Below are 21,778 nucleotides of genomic sequence, written 5' to 3'. Positions count from 1 at the left end.
GCTGCGGGTGGTCTCAGCGGGGGTCGGGCCCGCCGAGCGTGGGCGTCACGGGCTGGAACAGCCCGTCGTCGCCGACGTGGAGCCGGTCGATCGTCGTCTCCCGGTGGGTGCCGTTCCCGTCGGGGATCGCGAACCGGTGGTACGCGATGTACCAGTCGTCGGTGCCCTGCACGTTGAGGATCGAGGAGTGCCCGGTCCCGAGGATCCCCTGGCTCGCGTCCTTGGCCAGCAGCAGACCCTGGTAGGTCCACGGCCCGTCGACACTGTCGGACGTCGCGTACCCGACGCGGTAGTTCTCCGAGCCGGTGTCGTCGATGGAGTACGTGAGGTGGTACCTCCCGTCGCGGTAGTTCACGAACAGACCCTCACGGAAGTCGGGCAGCCCCTCGATCCGGCGGATGCTGCCCGGCACGACGGACGTCATGTCGTCGCTCAGCTCGGCCATCACGGGACCGTTCGACGGGCCGCCGTTGCCCCAGAACAGGTAGAACGTGCCCGTGGCCGGGTCCTCGAACGCGGCCGGGTCGATCGCCTGCCCCGAGTGCACGTCCTCGCCGTTCGTGATCATCGCCTCCGGCTCCGCGACGAACGGCCCGGTGGGGCTGTCCGCGACCGCGACGCCGATCGTCTTGCGGCCGTAGGCCGGGTTGTGGCCGGAGAAGTAGAAGTAGTACTTCTGGTCCCGCTCGATGATCGTCGGGGCCCACGCGTTGCCGGTCGCCCACGGCACGTCGCCGTCCTCGCCGTCGAGCGTGAGGATCGGCTCGGCCGAGCGCTCCCAGTCGACCAGGTTCTTTGACGTCCAGACGTAGAACGTGCGCCCGCCCCAGCCGTCGAACCCGTCGCTCGTCGCGTACAGGTAGAACGTGCCGCCGAACTGGGCGATGTTCGGGTCGGCGTTGTACCCGGGCAGCACGGGGGTGCGCAGCTCCACGGCCCGCACCGTCCAGTCCCGCGATTCCCCGTCCGGGCCGGTGACCGTGTACGTCACGGGCTCGGTGAGGTCCTGCGTCGAGCCGTTGGCCGGGCTCACGGTCGCCGCGGCGGAGACGTCGAGCCGCGGCGCGAGCGCCGTGACGTCCGTGGCCGGCTCGACCGGGAGCGTCACCGTGGAGGTCTCGCCGTCGACGATCGCGCCGGTGGCCAGGCCGTCGGCCTCCGCGCCGCGCACGGCGGTGTGGTCCACGCCGAACGAGGCGACCTCCGCGGCCGACAGCGCCCGGTCGTAGAGGCGGAAGTCCCGCACGTCGCCCTTGAGGTGCTTGTCGCCGGAGTACAGCGACCGCCCGAGGTAGTTCGCCACGGTGTCGCCGCCGCCGATGTCGCCCGGGTCGACGGTGACGCCCGTCTGCCGGGCCACCTCGACGCCGTTCTCGTACAGCACGGCGGTGTCGCCGGACAGCGTGTACGCCAGGTGGGTCCACACCCCGCGGTCGAGGTCGCGGCCGGCGGTCACGGTCTGCTCGCCGGACCAGTTCCCCGTGGTGATCGAGGTGCGGTAGGCGTTGCCGGTGGTGAACAGGTACCCGTCCCCGCTGGACCCGCTGGAGTTGCCGAGACCGTAGACGAAGTACGGCGTGCCCTGGTCGGGCGCGATCCGCACGTCGAGCGCCACGGTGACGTCGGTCAGCCCGCGCAGCAGGTGGTCGGGCAGGTCGACGTAGTCGTCCGCGCCGTCGAGGGCGACGCCGTCGCCCGTGAACGCGGCCCCGTTCTCCAGGCTCGCCGCGGCGAACGGGCTGTCCGCGACGGCGTTGGCCGCCGCGGTCCCGGACGTCTCGTCCAGCGGGTAGCGGGCCACGAGGCCCGGCGGCTCGGCGGTGACCGTCACCGCGACCTCGGCACGGTGCGGGCCGTGCGTCGCGGCCACGACCGTGGCCGTGCCGGGCGCGACGGCGTGCACCGTGCCGTCGGCGTCCACGGTCGCGACGTCGGTGTCGCGCGAAGCCCACCGGACCCGCCGGTCCGAGGCGTTCTCCGGCGTGACAGTGGCCTCCAGGGTGGCCTCGGTGCCCTGCCACAGCTCGACCTGCGAAGGATCGACGGAGACCGACTCCACGTGGATGCGCTGCGCCTGGACGGTCACCGTCGCGGTGGCCCGGGCGGACGCGCCGCCCGCCAGCGTGCCGGTGACCTCGAACGTCCCCGGCCGCGCGTAGTCGCCCTCGGCGACGGTGTCCCAGGTGACGGCCGTGGTCCCGGTCGAGCCGTCCGCGTAGGTGACGCCCACCTCGCCGGGCAGCACGGGGGCGCGCCGCACCTGGGTGGTCGCCTCGACGGGGTCGACGGACTCGACGAGGGCGTCCGGCTGGTAGTGGCGCAGCAGCCGGTCGTACTCGGCCTGTGTCACCGGCAGCACGGTGCCGTGCCGCGGGCGGCCCGGCATCTGGTAGTCCGTGGCCATCGTCCACTCGCCCGAGTCCAGGTCGGTGGTCTCGAACGGCACGTAGCCGCGACCGCCGAACTCGTCGATGAACTGGTACCACTTCTCCTCGGTGTTGGACTTGAAGACGAGCGGCCCCTCGCCCTGGTTGATCCCCGGCGAGCCGTCGCGCGCCTTGCCGATGCAGTCGGCGATGAAGTCGTAGTCCGTCGACCGCAGGTCGGTCGACCTCTCGGCGGTGATGAACTTCGAGCACGGCGTGGACGAGGTGTTGTTCCGCTCGTCCTTGGTGAACCGGTAGTACGTGTCGTCGTGCTTGATGACGGTGGAGTCGATGACGGAGTAGCCCGGGTCGATCCAGACCTTCGCCTCCGAGAAGGTCCGGAAGTCCGTCGTGGTCGCGTACATCATGCGGTTGTGCTGGTTCCCGGTGTGCTCCGGGTCGTCGGCGTCGTACAGCTTGGAGGCCCAGAACACGACGAACTCGCCGCGCTCGTCATCCCAGTACGCCTCGGGTGCCCACGTGTTGCCGGCGTTCTCGGGCGAGACCTGCACGAGGCGCGGCTCGCTCCAGCTCACCAGGTCGTCCGACTCCCACACGACGATCGACAGGGAGCCGTGGCGCTGGAACTCGTCCCAGTTCCCGTTGCCGTAGACCTTCAGGTCGGTGGCGATCTGGTAGAACGAGCCGTCGCGCGGGTCGCGGATGATGAACGGGTCGCGGACGCCGTCGTCGCCCACGTCGGAGGTGAGCACCGGCTCGCCGTCGTTGATCGGCCGGTAGTGCAGGGGGTCGTTGCCCTCGCTCAGACCGAAGTAGACCTGCTCCCCGTCGGCAGTGCCCTCGCCGGTGAAGTACGAGAACAGGTAGCCGGCGTACTCGTCCTGCGCGTCGGTGGTGGTGGCGTCGGACGTCGTGCCCGACGACGGGGCCGGTGCGGCGGACGCGGGCATGCTCGCCAGCGCGGCCGGGAGCCCGACCGCGAGGGCCACGGCGGCGCCCTGCCAGCGCCGCCGCACGGGCCCGGCCCGTCGGTGCGATCGTGATGTCGTGCCGTTCATGGGTGAGTCCTCCTCGTCGAGAAACGGTGGGTCGAGATGTTCACGTCAACATCCTGGCCCGTGGTCTGCCGACCGTCCTGGTTCTGTACGGAATCCAGCGGATTGCGTACAGAACCAGGACGGTCGGCGGCGTGGTGGTGCTACCTCGGGGCGCGGACCGTCAGGTCCTTGACCACCTCGCTCGGCGCATACGTGGCGTCACCCGGGTAGCGGACCGTCACCCGATGCTCCCCGGGCTCCAGGCCGTCGGTCGGGATCCGCACGGTGGCCTCGCCGTCGGCCAGGGTGCCCGTGGCGGTCACGCCGTCCACCTCGACCTCGACCCGGCCCGTCCCGCGGTCCTTCGACCCGCCGCCCTCGGCGGCCACGACGGTCGCCTCGACCCGGGCCGAGGTGCCCTGCACCACGGACGCGGGCCGGATCCTCGCCCGCACCGCGCTGGGGGTCTCGCCGGTCTCGGGCGCCAGCCTCAGGAACGTCACCGAGTGGGCCGGGAAGTCGTACGTGAACGCGTCCGCTCCGGAGTCCCAGGTCCGGTCGACGGGGACCACGTTCGTCTTGTCGGCCTTGGTGTTGGTCGCCGACGGGTCGGCCACCATCTCGGTGACGGCCACCTCGGGCGCCACGTCGAACCCGCCGGTGACGGACACGTCGGTCCGTGCGGTCGAGGCTCCCGGGTTGACGACCTTGACGATCAGCTCGCCGGTCTCCTCGTCGTGGGTGACGACCTGGTAGAGCGACTTCTCGGTCGGCTCGGTGTAGGTCATCTGCAGCTCACCGTCCAGGTAGAGCTCCACGGTGCGACCCTCGACGACGACCTTGACGTGGTAGTCCTGGCCGGTCTCGACCGACTCGCCCTCGAGGGCGACGACCTCGCCGGCGGACCCGCCGTCGGCACGCTGGAGCACCGACCGGGTGTTGTTCCAGCCGCCGAGGTTCCACCAGAAGTAGTCGTCCGCACCGCCGGCGGCGAAGCCGACGAGGAAGCCCTCGTCGCCGGAGAGCTTGCGGGCGTCGAGCTCCAGCGTGTAGTTCGACCAGTCGACGTCGTAGCCGTCCGTCGGGACCGACCGGGCGTCGTTCGCCGAGCCGGACTGGACGTACTCGCCGTCCTCGACCGCCCACGAGCCCGCCACCGGCGACCAGCTGGAGGCGTCCTCGAAGGAGTCGGAGAACAGCACCTCACCGGTGTCGTTGTCGGTCACCACGACGTCGTCGTAGGCGGCCTGGGTGGACCAGGTCGACAGGAAGACGCCGCCGTCGAGCGGGCCGTTGCCCGGCGCTGCCGGACCGGAGTGCTCGCTCGGCACGACCTCGTCGCCGACGTTGTTCATGAACAGCCGCTGGTTCCAGTAGTTCACCGAGCCCCAGGACTCGTCGTTGTCGAACCACATCATGTCCGGGGACCACTGGACGTAGTCCTCGTTGGCGAACATCGGCGCGTAGGAGGCCAGCTCGACGACGTCGGAGTTGCGCTCCAGACCGGTCATGTACGCCGCCTCGGCCAGCGCGTTGCCCCAGGTGTTGCCGCGCGAGGCGTACTCGCCGAGGAACACGTGCGGACCGGAGCGGTCGTAGGAGTCGTACCGCTCGGAGTTCTGCAGGAACCAGGACGGGTCGTTGTAGTAGTGCTCGTCGACCATGTCCACGCCCTGGTCGCGGTTGAACTCCCACAGCTCGTCGAAGCGGGCACCGGTGTCGTCCGGACCCGAGTTGGAGATGATCGTGACGTCCCACCCGTGGTCGGCGGCGGCGTCCTCGATCGCGTCGCGGAACGCCGGGAAGTTCTCCTGGAACGTGTCGGTGTTCTCCTCGTTCCCCAGCCCGATGTAGCGCAGGTCGAACGGCTCCGGGTGGCCGAGCTCGGCGCGCACGGCGCCCCACTCGGTGTCGACGTCGCCCTTGGCGAACTCGACGAGGTCCACCGTGTCGGCGACCCAGCGGTCGAAGTTCGCGTCGCCGGGGTGCATCTCAGGGATGGTCGACCCGCAGCCGTTGGCGCCCACGGACACCACGGGCAGCGGGGTGGCGCCGAGGTCCTCGGCCCACTTCATGTACTCGAGGTACCCGATGCCGTAGGACTGGTTGTAGCCCCAGAAGTTCCCGTTGGTCGGGCGCTCCTCGACCGGCCCGATCGTCTCCTTCCACTGGTAGGTGCGCGTACGGTCCTCGCCGTCGGAGCCGAGGTACGTGTCGAAGGTGCCGACGTTCGTCACGCACCCTCCCGGGAAGCGCAGGAACTTCGGGTTCAGGTCCTCGACCATCTCGGCCAGGTCCTTGCGCAGCACGCTCCTGCCGTTGACGGGACCGACCCAGGTGTCCTGCGGGAACAGGGACACCATGTCGAGGCGCAGCGTGCCCTCGGCACCCGAGACGACCTCGAAGCGGGCGTCGTTCGCCGTGCCCGTGACGGTCAGGGTGGTCTCGTACTGCTTCCACTCGTCCGAGCCGTCGACGGCGACCGTGCCGGTCGCGTACGTGGTCCCGCCGTCGGCGGACACCACGCGCACGGTGAGGTCCTGCGCCACCGGGGTGCGGGCCCAGACCGACGCGTCGTACGACGCGCCGTCGGCGACCGCGACGCCCTCGTTGTACGAGGAGTTCGACACGCCCGTGCTGCCGTCGGAGTCGACGGTCAGGTAGTAGCGGTTGGAGTCGTTGAGCCACTCGTCCCGCTCGGACTCGACGGTGATGTCGCCGCCGCCGACCTTGCTCCATGCGGTCAGGCCGGTGAAGGAGCCGTTGTCCGCATGAGAGAACTCGAAGGACCGGTTGCGGACCAGCTCGGCGTACAGGCCGCCGTCGGCCGCGTAGTTGATGTCCTCGTAGAACGCGCCGTAGAGGTCGTCGCTCATCTCGGTGCGCTCGGCCTCGGTGTCGATCGTCAGCTCGTGCTCGGTCACCGAGACTGGGACGACGACGAGACGGGCCGCGTCGGCCGCCTCGCCCAGGACGAGGGCGCCGTCGGCCCCCGGGACCAGCGCACGGTCGCCGACGAGGACGGCGAGGGCTCCCCCGCCGATGTCGCGCAGGCGCACGACGGCGGCCTCGTCGCCCTGCGCCCCGACGGTCAGCCGGTCGCCGCTCACCACGAGCGGGTCGCCGCCGGCGGTCGCGAGCGTGACGGGCGAGGCATCCCCCGACCCGTCGACCGGGGTCGCGACGAAGCTCGTCGTGTCCAGCGGCCGCTGGTCGGTGAGGGCGAGCCCGCCGTCGTCGACGACGTAGCCGCCCTCGGCACCGGCGAGGGTGAACTCGCCCTCCGGGACGACGTCGGCGCCCTGCGGCTCGACGAGCGCGAAGTAGTCGAACGACACCTCGTGGCTGGGGGCCGACCCGGCGGCGAGGGCGTAGAGCCCGATCTGCGTGGTGTCGGCGTCCAGCGTGGTCGTGGCGACCTGGGTCCAGTCCACGTCGTCCCACACGGAGACGGTGAGGTCGTCCCCGGTCCGCTCCAGCCGGAGCGTCTCGCCGGTGGAGCCCTCACGGGCGGCGAAGGTCGAGGAGTACACGGCCCCGGTCTCGGTGCCGGTCTCGATGCCCACGGGGCCGTCGGCGAAGACGGACGCGTGAGTCAGGCCCGTACGTACGTAGTCGTCGGTCCCCTTCCAGGCGATGATGCCCGCGCCCTGGAAGTCCGCGGTCGGGGTGGCGTCCAGGGAGGTCTGCGCGACGAAGTCGCCCGCGGGCACGTCGACGAGGAACACGTTCTCGTGGTTGTTGTCGCCCTGGTAGGTGTCCCCCGGCTGCGACTGCAGGGTCAGCGACCCGTCGCCCAGGGACCAGGCGGAGGCCTCCTCGCGGTCGATCGTCCACCGGGCGCCGAGCTCGGCGCCGTCGAAGTCGTCGACCCAGGCGCCGTCCGGCAGCGGGGCCGGCGCGGGCGCGGTGACGGTGAGCGTCGCGGACGCCGAGCCGTGGCCGCCGTCCGAGGCCGCCGTGATCGTGGCGGTGCCCGCGGCGACGGCGGTGACCACACCGTCGGCGTCGACCGTCGCCACCGACTCGTCGTCGGACGACCAGGTGACCGTGCGGTCCTCGGCGGTGATGGGGGTGACCGTCGCCTCGAGCCTCCTCGTGGCGCCCGGTTCGAGGGCGAGCTCCGAGCGGTCCAGCGTCACGCCCTCGGCGAGCAGCTCGGGCTGGTACGCCTCGATGACCGCCGTCTGCTCGGCCGCGGTGATCGGCAGCACGGTGCCGTGGCGCGGGTTGCTCGGCAGCTCGACCTCGGGCAGCGAGCTCCAGTCGCCGGACGCCAGGTCCGGCGTCCGGAACAGCATGTAGCCCTCGCCGCCGTGGTACGACGGCTGGTCGATCATCATGTACCAGGAGTCGTCGGTCAGGGACGGGAACACCGTCGGCCCCTCGCCGGCGGTGAAGGTGCCACCCCACGGGTTGGGCTCCCCGACGCCGACGTGCTCGGCGACCAGGTCCCAGCCGTCACCGTCGGCGACCCCCTGGGTCAGGCGCAGGTCGGTGGACGACTCCTCGCGCACCGTCATGTCCGCCTCGTCCTTGGTGAAGCGGTAGTAGGTGCTGCCGCTCTCCCCCGGGATCTCGGCGATCGTGGAGTCGATCATGCCGCGACCGTCGCCGCGGGGCATGTCGATCCACACCTCGGGCTCGGAGAAGCTGCCCTGCGTGAAGTCGGGCGTGGTCGCGACCATCATCCGCTGGTAGGACGTGCTGATGTCACGGTCCTCGGGCGCGACGTCGTCCGGGTAGAGGGCGGAGGCCCAGTACACGACGAACTCTTCGGCCTCGGCGTCCCAGTGCGCCTCGGGGGCCCACAGGTTGCCGGCGCTGGTGGGCGCGAGCTCGATCTCGCGCTGCTCGGACCAGTTCACCAGGTCGGGCGAGGACCAGACCATCATCGACCGGCTGCCGGTCTCCTGAGCGTCGCCGAAGTTCCCGCCCCCGGCGATCTTCAGGTCCGTGGCGAGCAGGTAGTAGGTGCCGGTCTCGGGGTTGCGGGCCAGGAACGGGTCGCGAAGGCCCTCGGTGCCCATGGTGGACTCGAGGATCGGATCGCCGTCGTTGAGGGTGTGCCAGGTGGTCGGGTCGTCGGACTCGCTGACGGCCAGGTAGATCTTCTCGCCGTCGGCCCCCTCGCCGGCGAAGTAAGGGAAGACGTAGGCGGCGTGGTCGGCGTCGTCCACGTCGACGGCGGTCGGGACCGCGGCGCGCGCCTGGGTCGGGGGCGGGGGGACGGCGGCGGCGGCCGAGGCCGGCAACGCCAGGGCGAGCGTCAGCGCCAGTGGCGCCGATCGTCGTGCTGCTCTGTACATCGTGGCTGCTCCTCGCTGAGCATGTCGCGGTGTGAGCGCTCACATCCGTGAGCGACGGGCGTGGTCTCGCGGTCGGTCGGGCAGGGGGTTGGGTCCGGCCCGCCGGGGGCGGGCCGGACCGGTCGGGCGCTAGGAGCGCCGCACGGTGAGGACCCGCTGGAGCACCACGAAGATCAGCAGCAGCACGCCGATGACGATCTTGGTCCACCAGGAGCTCAGGGTGCCCTCGAAGGTGATGATGGTCTGGATCAGGCCCAGCACCAGGACGCCGAGCACCGAGCCGAGGACGAACCCGGTGCCGCCGGTCAGGAGCGTGCCGCCGATGACGACGGCCGCGATCGCGTCGAGCTCCATGCCCACCCCCGTGAGCGAGTAGCCCGAGCGGGAGAACATCGCGAACAGCAGGCCGCCGAGCCCGGCGCAGGTGCCGCTGACGACGTACACGAGCACCTTGGTGCGGGTCACGGGCAGACCCATGAGCCGCGCCGACGCCTCGCCACCGCCGATCGCGTACACGGTGCGCCCGAACTGCGTGTAGTGCAGCAGGTAGAACGCGAAGACGACCGCGACCAGGGCGATGACGACACTCATGGTGAGCCGCCACTGGCCCCCGACCCAGGTGTCCCAGCCCGCGAGGGAGACGAACGACTCGTCCGTGATCGGGATCGACTCCGGGGCGATGAGGAAGCACAGCCCCCGGGCGAAGAACATCCCCGCGAGGGTCGCGATGAACGGCTGCACCTCGAAGACCTGCACCATCAGGCCCATGAGGAGCCCGATGACCGACCCCACGAGCACCACCAGCGGGATCACGACGCCCGCCGGCATGCCGCTCTGCAGCAGGTAGGCCGCCGTCACGCTGGACAGCGCGACGACCGAGCCGACCGACAGGTCGATCCCGCCCGTGAGGATGACGAAGGTCATGCCCACGGCCAGCACGATGAGGAACGAGTTGTTGATGAAGAGGTTCGCCAGCACGCCGACGGACAGGAAGTTGTCGTAGCGCGCGCCGCCGAGCACGAGCAGGAGCGCCAGCACCACGACCGTGCCGAGGACCGGCAGGTACCGCCGGTCGACGTGCAGGCGCCGCCGCCGGGCAGGTCCGCCGCCGGGTGCGGGGGCCGCGTCGCGGGAGGATGCGAGGGTCGTCATCGGGCCACCGCCTTCGTCGTCGTGTCGGAGGGCTTCCCCGGCCGCGGGGCCGGCGCCGTGCGGGGCGGGCGACCGCCGCGCCGCGTGCGCTCGGCGAGCCGGCGCCGCACCACCGGCGACTGGAGCAGGGTCACCGCGGCCACCACGAGTGCCTTGAACAGCGGCGTGACCAGCGGGGAGATGCCGACGTTGGTCACCGTGAGGGACAGGGTCGCGATGATCAGCACGCCGACGAAGGTGCCCGAGAGCGAGAACTTGCCGCCGGCGAGGGACGTGCCGCCGATCACGACGGCCAGGATCGCGTCGAGCTCGATGAACAGGCCGGCGTTGTTCGCGTCGGCCGCCATGACGTTCGACGACAGGATGAGGCCCGCCAGGCCGGAGAACAGGCCCGACAGGGCGAACACGGTCCACACGATGGTCCGCGCCTGCACGCCCGCGAGCCGGCTCGCGGCCGGGTTGATGCCCACCGCCTCGACCAGCATGCCGAGCGCGGTGCGGCGCACCAGCAGCGCCACCAGCCCGAACACGCCGAACGCGACCAGGGTCGCGGCGGGCAGGCCGAACCAGTAGCCGGCGCCCAGCGTCTTGAACGGCGCACTGTTCACCGTGGTGATCTGCCCCTGCGTCACCAGCATCGCCACGCCGCGGCCCGCGGTCATGAGGATGAGGGTCGCGATGATGGGCTGGATGCCGAGCACGGAGACGAGGAAGCCGTTCCACACCCCCAGCGCGAGGCTCAGCGCGAGCGCCAGGCCGACCGCCAGCAGCACCGTCGTCGGGGACTCCGGGTCTGGCGAGCCCGCGATGAAGGTCAGCGCGACCGCGCCCGCGATCGCGACGACGGCGCCGACCGACAGGTCGATGCCCCGTGTCGCGATCACCAGCGACATGCCCAGCGCGACCAGCATGAGCGGGGCGCAGTTGCGCAGGATGTCGATCGGCGAGCCGAAGAGGTGCCCGTCGAGGATCGACACGGACAGGAAGTCGGGCCGGACGGCGGTGTTGACCGCGAGGAGCACGACGAGCGCGAGCACCGGCCAGAACAGGTGGTGGCGCAGGACGGCTCCCCACCGTCCCGCGGCACCGGTACGCGCCGACGGTGCCGGCGAAGGTGCCGGCGAAGGTGTGGACATCAGCGTTCCCCTCCGCTCGCGATGAGCTCGACGACGTCGTCGACGCCGACGGACTCGGTGTTGGTCAGCTCCGCGACCTTGTGCCGGTCGCGCATCACGGCGATGCGGTGGCTGAGCCGCACCACCTCCTCGAGCTCGGCCGAGATGAAGAGCACCGCCATCCCGCGCGCCGCCAGGTCGGCGACGAGCCGCTGGATCTCGGCCTTGGCACCGACGTCGATGCCGCGGGTCGGCTCGTCGAGGATGAACAGCTCCGGCGCCGTGGCGAGCCAGCGCGCGAGCAGCACCTTCTGCTGGTTGCCGCCCGAGAGGTTGCGCAGCAGGGCGTCCGGGTCCGCGGGCCGGATGTTCAGCGCCGCGACGTACCGCTCGACGATCTCGTCGACCTGCCGGGCCGGCAGCCGGCGCAGCCAGCCGCGGTCCGCCTGCAGACCGAGCACGATGTTCTCGCGCACCGTGAGGTCGCCGACGACGCCCTCCGCCTTGCGGTCCTCGGAGGAGAAGGCGACCTTGCGCGCGATCGCGGCCCGCGGGGAGCGCAGCCGGGTCAGTGCGCCCTTGACGTGCAGCGTGCCCGAGTCCGCCCGGTCGGCGCCCGCGAGCAGGCGCGCCATCTCCGTGCGCCCGGAGCCGAGCAGGCCGGCGAGGCCGACCACCTCGCCCGGGTGGACGTCGAGGTCGAACGGCTGGACCGAGCCGCGCCGCCCCAGCCCGACCGCCCGCACGAACGGCGTGCCCTCGGTGGGGTCGACGCTGTGCTCGGTGCGCACCTGCAGGTCGTCGAGCACCTCCATCGAGCGGCCGATCATCCGCGACACCAGCTCGGTGCGGCTGAGCTCGGCGGTGGGGTACTCCCCCACCCGGGCCCCGTTGCGCAGCACCGTCATCCGGTCGGAGATCTCGTAGACCTGCTCGAGGAAGTGCGAGACGAACAGGATCGCGACCCCCTGGTCGCGCAGGCGGCGCACGACGGTGAAGAGCCGGGCGACCTCGTCCGCGTCCAGGCTGGAGGTGGGCTCGTCGAGGATCAGCACCTTGGCGTCGACCACCATGGCGCGGCTGATGGCGACCAGTTGCTGCACGGCGATCGAGTGGGAGCCCAGCGACGACGCGGGGTCGATGTCCAGGCCCATGGTGGCCAGGTGCTCGGCCGCGCGACGGCGCGTGCGGGGCCAGTCGATCACGCCGAGGCGGCGCGGCTCGTGGCCCAGCATGATGTTCTCCGCGACCGTGAGGTTCTCGCAGAGGTTGACCTCCTGGTACACGGTCGCGATCCCCGCGGCCTGGGCCTCTCCCGGGCCGGAGAACCGGTGCGGCTCGCCGCCGACGAGGATCTCGCCGTCGTCGATGCCGTAGACGCCCGTGAGCGCCTTGATGAGGGTGGACTTCCCGGCGCCGTTCTCGCCCATGAGGGCGTGCACCTCGCCTCCGAAGAGCCGGAGGTCGACCCCGTCGAGCGCCTTGACGCCCGGGAACTCGATCGAGATCCCGGTCATCTCGACGACGGGGCGCCCGGCGCCGGGGGCGTCGCCCCGGGAGCTGCCGGCCGGGCCGGCGGTCGAGCTCGTCATCCTTGACCTTCCGTGGGGCGCGGTGGGCGCGGCGCGAGGTCGTGCCGCGCCCACCGCGGGTCTCGGGGCCGCCCGCCGCGAGGGCGGGCGGCCGTCGGACGGGACCGTCAGTACTGACGGTCGGGCAGCGCCTCCTTGGCGCCCTCCTGGTCGAACGCGGCGTCCTCGACGACGATCCGCTTCTCGACGTCCTCACCCGCGACGACCTTGGTCGCCACGTCGGCGAGGTCCGGGCCGAGCAGCGGGTTGCACTCGACGATGTAGTTGATCTTGCCGTCGGCCAGGGCCTGCATGCCGTCCTTGACCGCGTCGATCGTGATGATCTTGATGTCCTCGCCCGGCACCTTGCCCGCGGCCTCGATGGCCTCGATGGCGCCCAGGCCCATGTCGTCGTTGTGGGCGAAGACGAGGTCGATGTCGTCGTACTTCTGCAGGAAGCCCTCCATCACCTGCTTGCCCTCGGTGCGGGTGAAGTTGCCCGTCTGGGAGTCGAGGACCTCGATGTCGGACCCCTCGATCGCCGAGGCGAAGCCCTCCTTGCGGTCGATCGCGGGGGCGGAGCCGGTGGTGCCCTGGAGCTCCACCATCTTCATCCCCTCGCCGTCGTACTGCTCGACGGCCCACTCGCCCGCGCGGTGGCCCTCCTCGACGAAGTCGGAGCCGATGAACGACTCGTAGAGCGTCTCGTCCTCGGAGTCGACGGCACGGTCGGTGAGGATGACCGGGATGCCCGCGGACTTGGCCTCCTCGAGCACCGCGTCCCAGCCGGACTCGACGACCGGCGAGAACGCGATGACGTCGACCTGCTGCTGGATGTAGGACCGGATCGCCTGGATCTGGTTCTCCTGCTTCTGCTGCGCGTCGGAGAACTTCAGCTCGAAGCCGTTCTCCGCGGTGAGCGTGTCCTGGATGGACTTGGTGTTGGCCGCCCGCCACCCGGACTCGGCACCCACCTGCGAGAAGCCGAGGGTGATGGTGTCGGTGGTCGCGCCGCCGTCGCCGCTGGCGCTCTGCGGCGCCTGCTCGCTGCTGCACGCGACCAGCGAGGCCGCCGTCAGGGCTGCGAGGACCGCCGCTGAGGCGCGTCGGAAGTTCCTGCTCATGATCTCCTCCTCGAGACGCCGGCGACCGGCTGCTGCCGGCCCGTGGATCGACTCGGACCCTCCGGCAAGACGTCGTTGTGACCGCTAACATAGCGGAACTGTGACCGGTCACATAGAGCCCGGCCAGGATTCGACGTCACGATCCCGTAACACTCGCCCCGCGTCGCCGCCCCGGCGTCGCGAGACCGCGGGCGCGGGCCGCCGTCGGCCGCGCCCCGCGGGAGGTCAGGGCTCCAGGTCCGCCGCGATCATCTCGACGATCGTGTCCACCGTGACCCCGGGCCCGTTGCTCAGCTCGCCGATCTTCTCTCGGTCCTTGAGGACCACGACGCGGTCGGACAGGCGCACCACCTCCTCGAGCTGGGCCGAGATGAAGACGACGGCGACCCCCTCGCCCGCCAGCCGCGCGACCCGGCGCTGGATGTCGAGCTTGGCCGCGATGTCGATGCCGCGCGTCGGCTCGTCGAGGATCAGGACGTGCGGCCGCGTCGCCAGCAGCCGAGCCAGCAGGACCTTCTGCTGCGTGCCGCCCGACAGCTCGCCCGCGGGGCGGTCGAGGTCGTCGGGCGACAGGTGCAGGGCCTCGAGGTAGGTCTCGACGACCGCGTCCTGCTCGCCGCGGGACAGCGGGCGCGACCACCCCCGGAGCGCCTGGAGCGCCAGCACGATGTTCTCCCGCACAGTCAGCCCCGCGACGATCCCGTCGTCGCGCACGTTCTCGCTCGACATCGCGATCCGGTGCCGCAGCGCCGCCCCCGGGCTGCGCAGCTGCACGCGGGCGCCGTTCAGCCAGAGCTCGCCGCGGTCGGCGCGCTCCACCCCGCTCAGCAGGCCGGCGAGCTCGGTGCGCCCCGAGCCGCGCAGCCCGGCGAACCCCACGACCTCGCCGCGCGACAGGTCGACGTCCGTGGGCTCGAGCGTCCCGCGCCGGCCGAGGGAGGTCGCCCGCAGCGTCACCTCGCCCGAGCCGGAGTAGTGGTGCGCGAGCCGCTGGGAGTGCAGCGCCTGGAGCGCGTCGATGTCCTCCCCGAGCATCTTCGAGATCAGCTCGGCGCGCTCGACCCGCGACGTCCGGTACTCCGCCACGACACGGCCGCCGCGGAGCACCGTCATCCGGTCGCTCACCTCGAACACCTGCTCCAGGAAGTGCGAGACGAACAGCACCGCGACGCCGGAGTCCCGCAGGCGGCGCACCACCCCGAGCAGCCGGGCCGCCTCGGCAGCGTCCAGGCTCGACGTGGGCTCGTCGAGCACGAGCACCCGCGGCCCCAGCACGATCGCCCGCGCGACCGCCACGAGCTGCTTGGTCGCGGGCGACAGCGCGTCCAGCGGGGCGCGCGGGTCGAGGTCCTCGAGGCCCAGCGTGGCGAGCGCGACCGACGCGCGCCGGCGGGTCCGCGCCCAGTCGATGCCGAACCAGCGACGCACCTCGTGGCCGAGCATGACGTTCTCGGCGACGGTCAGGTGCGGGCTCAGGTGCGACTCCTGGAAGACGGTCGCGATGCCCTCCGCCCGGCTCCGGGCGACGCTCGTCGGCGTGCGGGCCTCGCCGCCGACCAGGACCTCGCCCGCCAGGATCGGCACCGTGCCCGTCAGCGCCCCGATCAGGGTCGACTTGCCCGCGCCGTTCTCCCCCATGAGCGCGTGCACCTCGCCCGGGCGCAGCACCAGGTCCACGTCGTCGAGGACCCGCACGCCCGAGAGCTCCACGGTGATCCCCGTCATCTCGACGACCGGGGCGGCCGTCCCCGCTGCCCGTGCCGTCATCGGCCGGCCTTCCGCGGCGGCCCGCTGGAGGCCCGCGCGACGAGCTCCGCCGGGATGCGCGTCACCGTCGGGATCGTGCGCTCCTCGATCGCGGCCCGGAGCACGTCGACGACCGAGACGCCGAGGGCGTGGAAGTTCTGCCGCACGGTCGTCAGCGGCGGGATGACGTGCCGGGCCAGCGGGATGTCGTCGAAGCCCACGACGCTGAGGTCGTCCGGGACGGAGAAGCCGCGGTCGTGCAGCCCGTGGACGAGGCCCACCGCCATGTCGTCGTTCGCGACGAAGACGGCCGTGTAGTCCGGGAGCTCGCGGATCCCCCGCGCGAAGTCGTACGCGAAGTCCGCCGTCCAGTCCCCGACCACGATGGGGCGCTCCCGGAGCCCCCACGACTTGGCCCGGGCGTGGAACGACCGCTCGCGGGTGCGGGCGTCGAGCCAGTCGAGCGGGCCGGCCAGGTGCAGCACGTCCCGGTGCCCGAGGGAGACCAGGTGGTCGACGGCGAGCGCCGTCCCCGCCTGCTGGTCGACGGTGACCGTGAGGAAGGTCGGGTCGTCGTCGGGCTTGACGACGAGCACGGGCACCCCGACGTCGATGCGGCGCAGCGCGGCGATCGACGACGACCGCGGCGCCACGACGCAGAGCGCGTCGACGCCCTGCGCGACGAGGTGGTCGACCGCCTCCTGGGGGGTGATCTCCTCACCGGCGCGCAGGAGCACGGAGCTGACGACGTACCCGGAGGCGCGGGCCGCGGACTCGACGGCGCGGACGGTGCTCGTCGGTCCGAACTCCACCGAGCTCTCCACGAGCACCCCGATGCGGCGGCTGCGCTGGGTGGCGAGGGCCCGGGCCGTCATGTTCGGGCGGTAGCCGAGCGCCTCGATGGCCTCCTCGACGCGGACCCGGGTGGCCTCGCGGATGTGCGGGTGGCCGTTGAGCACCCGCGACACGGTCATGTGCGAGACGCCGGCGAGCTGCGCGACCTGCCGGATGTTCGGCTTGTCGGCGCCGGGACCCGCCATGCAGAGCCTCCATCGGATTCGTGCGCCGGGCTGCCGGCCGGCGGCAGGCGACGCCAGCCTACCGCCGCCGCGAGTCGTCAGGCTCTCGTGGGCGCATTCCGGCACGAGAGCCTGACGGCTCAGACGACCGGGCTCACAGGCCCTGCGCCACGCGGTAGTACACCTGATTCCACCGCACCTGGTCCGCGAAGCCGCGGCGCGTGGTGTCCTCGTCGATGACGAGCAGCTCGGTGCGCGCGATGTTCGCGAAGACCTCGAACGCCTCCACGCCCGCCGCCGTGGACATCACGGTGTGGTGCGCCCCGCCGGCGGTCAGCCAGGCCTCGGCCGAGGTGGTGAAGTCCGGTCGCGGGGACCAGACGGCCCGCGCCACCGGCAGCTTCGGCAGCTCGTGCGTGGGCGGCACGACGTCGACGACGTTCGCGGTGAGGCGGAAGCGGTCGCGCATGTCCGCCAGGGACACGACGACGGCGCCGGGGGTGGCGTCGGCGTCGAAGACCATGCGCACCGGGTCCTCGCGGTCGCCGATGCCGAGCGGGTGGATCTCCACGCGGGGCGTCGACGTCGTCAGCGAGGGGCAGATCTCGAGCATGTGGGCGCCGAGGATGAGCTCCGACCCCGGGGTGAGGTCGTAGGTGTAGTCCTCCATGAGCGAGGCGCCGCCGGGCAGCCCCTCCCCCATGACCTTCGCGGCGCGCACGAGGACGGCGGTCTTCCAGTCGCCCTCGGCCCCGAAGCCGTAGCCCTTTCCCATGAGCCGCTGCACGGCGAGCCCGGGGAGCTGTCGCAGTCCGCCGAGGTCCTCGAAGTTCGTGGTGAAGGCCTTGGCGCCCCGCTCGACGAGGAACGCCTCCATGGCGATCTCCTGGCGCGCGGCGTAGCGCAGCGACTCGTGCCGCTCGGCCCCGGCGCGCAGCTCGGGGGCGACGTCGTACAGGTCCTCGTACTCCGCGACGAGCGCGTCCACGGCGGCCTCGTCCACGGCCTCCACGGCCGCGACCAGGTCGTTCACGCCCCAGGTGTTGACCGAGACGCCGAACCGCAGCTCCGCCTCCGTCTTGTCCCCCTCGGTGACGGCGACGTTGCGCATGTTGTCGCCGAAGCGCACGAGCGTCAGCTCGTGGGTCGCGGCCCAGCCGGCGGCACCGCGCACCCAGGTGCCGACGCGCCGCGTCACGGCCGGGTTGGAGACGTGCCCGACGACGGTGGTGCGCGCGACGCCGAGGCGCGTGGCCAGGTAGGCGTACTCGCGGTCGCCGTGCGCCGCCTGGTTGAGGTTCATGAAGTCCATGTCGATGTCCGCCCACGGCAGTTCGACGTTGGCCTGCGTGTGCAGGTGCAGCAGCGGCTTGCGCAGGGCGTCCAGGCCGGAGATCCACATCTTGGCCGGGCTGAACGTGTGCATCCAGGTGATGACGCCGAGCACCCGGTCGTCGGCGTTCGCGTCGAGCATGGCGCGGCGGATCGCGCCCGCGTCCTTGAGCACCGGCTTCCACACCACCCGCACGGGCACGTCGGCGGACGCGTCGAGCGTGCGGGCGACCTCTCGGGACTGCTCGGCGACCTGCTCCAGCGTCTCGGGACCGTACAGGTCCTGGCTGCCGGTGAAGAACCAGACCTCGCGGTCGGCGTACGGCTTGCTCATGGTGTCCTCTCGGGTGCTCGGGGGTCGGGCGCCGGCTCAGTGCTGGCCGTAGACGTTCTGGTAGCGCGCGTACAGCGAGTCCACGTGCTCGCTGGCGATCGGCAGGGGCTCGCCGAGCTGGCGCGAGACGTGCACCGTGCGCGCGACCTCCTCGGCCATCACGGCGGCCTTGACGGCGGCGCGGGCGTCGGAGCCGATCGTGAAGGGTCCGTGGTTCTGCATGAGCACCGCGGGGCTGCGCGAGGAGCTGAGCGTCTCGACGATGCCGCGGCCGATCGAGTCGTCGCCGATGATCGCGAAGGGGCCGACGGGGATCGGGCCGCCGAACTCGTCGGCCATCATCGTCAGCACGCAGGGGATCGCCTCGCCTCGCGCGGCCCACGCCGTCGCGTAGGTGGAGTGGGTGTGCACGACGCCGCCCACCTCGGGCATGTGGCGGTAGACGTAGGCGTGCGCGGCGGTGTCCGACGACGGCGACCGGTCGCCCTCGACGAGGTTCGCGTCCAGGTCGCACACGACCATCGACCCGGGCGTGATGTCGTCGTAGGCGACGCCGGACGGCTTGATGACCAGCAGGTCCTCGCCGTCGGGGTTGCTCACCCGCTCGGAGACGTTGCCGGCGGTCCAGACGACGAGCTCCCAGCGGGGCAGCTCGGCGTGCAGGGCGGCGACGCGCTCCTTGGCGGCGTCGACCGCCGCGCGCAGGGAGGCGGGGACCTGGGTGGTGCTCATCGGTTCTCCTGGGAGGTGGTGGCGGGTCACAGGGCGTCGGCCGCCGCGCGCTCGACGGCGAGGCCGGCGCCGTAGCGCTCGAGGTAGTTGGCGAAGCCGGCGGCGTCGGCCGGGTCCGGCTGGGCGACGTCGAGCTCCGCGTCGGCGAACACCCGGTCGGTGAGGTAGTCGTCCAGGGCGAGGCCGGGATGCTCGGCGGCGGCGCGGGCGAAGGCGGCGAGCACCGCGATGCCCCAGGCGCCGCCCTCGGACGCCGTGCGCCCGACGGCGACCGGCGCGTCGACGGCGGCGGCGAGCAGGTGCTGCGCCACGCCGGCGGTGCGGAACATGCCGCCGTGGGCGAACATCGTGTCGATGGCGACGCCCTCGCCGTGGAGGACCTTCATGCCGAGCGCGAGCGTGCCGAACGCGCCGTAGATCTGGGTGCGCATCAGGTTGGCGAGCGTCAGCCGGCTGTCGGGGGTGCGCACGAGGAGGGGGCGGCCCTCGTCGAGCCCGGTGATCGGCTCGCCGGCCAGGTAGTTGTACGCCAGGAGGCCGCCGCCGTCCGGCTCACCGTCGAGCGCGGCCGCGAACAGGGCACCGAAGACGTCGTCCGCGGAGCCCTCGTGGCCGAGGGCGGCCGCGAGCTCGCCGAACACGCCGGCCCAGGCGTCGAGCTCGCTCGCGCCGTTGTTGCAGTGCACCATCGCGACGAGGTCTCCGGCGGGGGTGGTCACGAGGTCGAGCTCGTGGTGCACGCTCGCGAGCGGCTTCTCCAGCACGACCATCGCGAAGATCGAGGTCCCCGCGCTGATGTTCCCGGTGCGGCGGGCCACGGAGTTGGTCGCGACCATCCCGGTGCCGGCGTCGCCCTCGGGCGGGCACAGCGGGGTCCCGGCCTGCAGGGTGCCGGTCGGGTCGAGCAGCGCCGCGCCTGCCTCGGTGAGCCGGCCGGCGTCCGCGCCGGCGGGCAGCACCTGCGGCAGCAGGCCCTCGACCTGCAGGCCCGGGCGCTTGGCGGCGACGAGGTGCCGGAACTGGCCGAGCATCCGCTGGTCGTAGTCGCGGGTGGCCGGGTCGATGGGGAACATGCCGGAGGCGTCGCCGACGCCGAGCACGTGGCGGCCGGTCAGGGCCCGGTGCACGTAGCCGGCCAGGGTGGTGAAGGAGGCGACCTGCGGCACGTGCGGCTCGTCGTCGAGGATCGCCTGGTACAGGTGCGCGATGGACCAGCGCAGCGGGACATTGTACCCGAAGAGCTCCGTGAGCTCGGCCGCGGCGGGGCCGGTGTTGGTGTTGCGCCAGGTGCGGAACGGCACCAGCAGCTCCCCGTCGGCGTCGAACGCGAGGTAGCCGTGCATCATGGCCGACACGCCGATCGCCCCGAACGTGGTGGGGCGGACGCCGTGGCGCCGCTCGGCGTCGTCGACCAGCGCGGCGAAGCAGGCCCGCAGCCCGTCCCACACCGCGTCCAGGGAGTACGTCCACAGGCCGCCGGAGAGCTCGTTCTCCCAGGCGGAGGACCCGCTGGCCAGCGGGGTGTGGTCCGGCCCGATCAGGCTGGCCTTGATGTTGGTGGAGCCGAGCTCGATGCCCAGCGTCGTGTCCCCCGCCGCGATCGCCGCCCGGGCGTCGGTCGCGTCGCCCGGCTGCGCGCCCTGCTGCACCATCGTTGCTCCGTCCTCTCCCGGCGTGGCCGGGGCGTGTCGTGACCGTCTCGTCCGCCGGGCGGCGCTGGCTACCCGCCGCCGGCTGCGCCGCCGGAGTGGCCGCGCGTGCCCGATGGTACGGACGTCGTCCGATGTTAGCGCTCACACGGTGTGGCACCCAACTCGACCCACCCGCCGAACGAAACGTGGGTGCGGCGGGCGGGCGAGTCGCGACGTCAGTGCACCGGCGGGGCGGCCGTGCTCGAGCGCACGACGAGCTCCGGCGCGATGCGCTCGGTCGGCACCCGCTGCCCCGCCAGCGCGCCCACCACCATGGCGACGCTCCGGCGGCCCAGCGCGTCGAACGGCTGCCGCACGGTGGTCAGCGGCGGCACGAAGTAGGCCGACCCGGCGACGTCGTCGAACCCGACCACCGAGACGTCGTCGGGCACCGACAGCCCGCGCTCCCAGAACGCGCGCAGCAGTCCCAGGGCGAGCTGGTCGTTGCCGGCGAGCACCGCCGTCGGCCCCTCCCCCGCGGCCACGGCCTCGGCCAGGTCCCGGCCCGCGGCGTACCCGTCGCCCGCGGACCAGGAGCACCGGCGCGGCCTCGCCGGGACGACGCCGCGCGCCGTCAGCGCCTCGCGCCACCCCGCCTCGCGCTCCAGCGCGTCGAACCAGTCCGAGGGCCCCGCCACGTGCAGCACGTCGCGGTGCCCCAGGTCGAGCAGGTGCTCGGTCGCCGTGCGCGCACCCGCACGCTGGTCCACCGCGAGCGAGAGCGTCGTCGGGCCCGACGGCGTCGTGCCCGCGTCCGCCGGCAGGTCCTCCAGCGCCGCCACGACCAGGACCGGGACCGGGGCGCGGAACGACTCGACCGCCGCAGCGACGTCCAGCTGCGGCGCGATCACCACGATCGCCTCGACGCCCTGGTCCATGAAGTGCTCGAGCGCGTCGTGCATCGCGTCCGCGTCGTAGCGGCGCAGCGTCGCGACCGACACGTAGTAGCCCTGGTCGCGGGCCGCGCCCTCGATGGCGATGAGCGTGCTGCTCGGGCCGAACAGCGGCGACCCCGTCGTCACCACGCCCAGCGTCGCCGAGCGCGCCGTCGCCAGCGCCCGCGCCGCGCTGTTGCGGCGGTACCCGAGGGTCGCGATCGCGGCCAGCACCCGCTCGCGCGTCTCCCCGCGGACGCTCGGGTGGTCGTTGAGCACGCGCGACACCGTCTGGTGGGAGACGCCCGCCACCGCGGCGACGTCCGCCATCGACGGGCGCCGTCCGCGCGCGCC

At 72.4% G+C, this 21,778-nt stretch carries 12 protein-coding genes; all 12 read right to left on the bottom strand.

Annotated elements, in window-relative coordinates:
- Positions 1 to 13: 13 nt before the first annotated feature.
- Positions 14 to 3,445: a family 43 glycosylhydrolase gene (locus tag EYB28_RS06690; RefSeq protein WP_166845917.1), complete on the bottom strand. Its 3,432-nt coding sequence runs from the start codon at positions 3,443 to 3,445 to the stop codon at positions 14 to 16.
- A 140-nt stretch (positions 3,446 to 3,585) separates the two neighbouring features.
- Entirely contained in the window at positions 3,586 to 8,733 is a 5,148-nt protein-coding gene (locus EYB28_RS06685) for an alpha-L-arabinofuranosidase C-terminal domain-containing protein (protein ID WP_166845915.1), read from the bottom strand.
- Between the two features lie 129 nt (positions 8,734 to 8,862).
- Positions 8,863 to 9,885, bottom strand: coding sequence for a galactofuranose ABC transporter, permease protein YjfF (gene yjfF, locus EYB28_RS06680; protein WP_166845913.1), 1,023 nt, complete (start codon positions 9,883 to 9,885; stop codon positions 8,863 to 8,865).
- The gene (locus EYB28_RS06675) at positions 9,882 to 11,021 is read right to left on the bottom strand and encodes an ABC transporter permease (protein ID WP_166845911.1); all 1,140 of its coding nucleotides are present in this window, start codon (positions 11,019 to 11,021) and stop codon (positions 9,882 to 9,884) included. Before EYB28_RS06675 ends, yjfF begins: the two co-directional genes overlap by 4 nt.
- The gene (locus EYB28_RS06670) at positions 11,021 to 12,592 is read right to left on the bottom strand and encodes a sugar ABC transporter ATP-binding protein (RefSeq protein ID WP_166845909.1); all 1,572 of its coding nucleotides are present in this window, start codon (positions 12,590 to 12,592) and stop codon (positions 11,021 to 11,023) included. Before EYB28_RS06670 ends, EYB28_RS06675 begins: the two co-directional genes overlap by 1 nt.
- Positions 12,593 to 12,699: 107 nt before the next feature.
- On the bottom strand, positions 12,700 to 13,695 hold the full coding sequence (locus EYB28_RS06665) for an ABC transporter substrate-binding protein (RefSeq protein ID WP_166845907.1): 996 nt from the start codon (positions 13,693 to 13,695) through the stop codon (positions 12,700 to 12,702).
- A gap of 225 nt (positions 13,696 to 13,920) precedes the next feature.
- Positions 13,921 to 15,462 carry a sugar ABC transporter ATP-binding protein gene (locus tag EYB28_RS06660; RefSeq protein ID WP_166845906.1) on the bottom strand — a complete coding sequence of 514 codons (1,542 nt, stop codon included), beginning with the start codon at positions 15,460 to 15,462 and terminating at the stop codon, positions 13,921 to 13,923.
- Positions 15,459 to 16,481: a LacI family DNA-binding transcriptional regulator gene (locus tag EYB28_RS06655; RefSeq protein ID WP_166845904.1), complete on the bottom strand. Its 1,023-nt coding sequence runs from the start codon at positions 16,479 to 16,481 to the stop codon at positions 15,459 to 15,461. Before EYB28_RS06655 ends, EYB28_RS06660 begins: the two co-directional genes overlap by 4 nt.
- 133 nt (positions 16,482 to 16,614) lie before the next feature.
- On the bottom strand, positions 16,615 to 18,126 hold the full coding sequence (gene araA, locus EYB28_RS06650; protein WP_166845902.1) for an L-arabinose isomerase: 1,512 nt from the start codon (positions 18,124 to 18,126) through the stop codon (positions 16,615 to 16,617).
- A gap of 36 nt (positions 18,127 to 18,162) precedes the next feature.
- Positions 18,163 to 18,858 carry an L-ribulose-5-phosphate 4-epimerase gene (locus EYB28_RS06645; protein WP_166845900.1) on the bottom strand — a complete coding sequence of 232 codons (696 nt, stop codon included), beginning with the start codon at positions 18,856 to 18,858 and terminating at the stop codon, positions 18,163 to 18,165.
- A gap of 26 nt (positions 18,859 to 18,884) precedes the next feature.
- Entirely contained in the window at positions 18,885 to 20,510 is a 1,626-nt protein-coding gene (locus EYB28_RS06640) for a xylulokinase (RefSeq protein WP_166845898.1), read from the bottom strand.
- 215 nt (positions 20,511 to 20,725) lie between these two features.
- Positions 20,726 to 21,754 (bottom strand): LacI family DNA-binding transcriptional regulator, encoded by a 1,029-nt coding sequence (locus tag EYB28_RS06635; protein ID WP_166845896.1) that lies wholly within the window; start codon positions 21,752 to 21,754, stop codon positions 20,726 to 20,728.
- Between the last annotated feature and the right edge of the window lie 24 nt (positions 21,755 to 21,778).

This window comes from Isoptericola sp. BMS4, from assembly GCF_011634835.1.
GTDB lineage: Bacteria > Actinomycetota > Actinomycetes > Actinomycetales > Cellulomonadaceae > Isoptericola.
The sequence above is the reverse complement of the archived record's forward strand: the minus strand, read 5'-3'. Positions and strand labels throughout refer to the sequence as shown.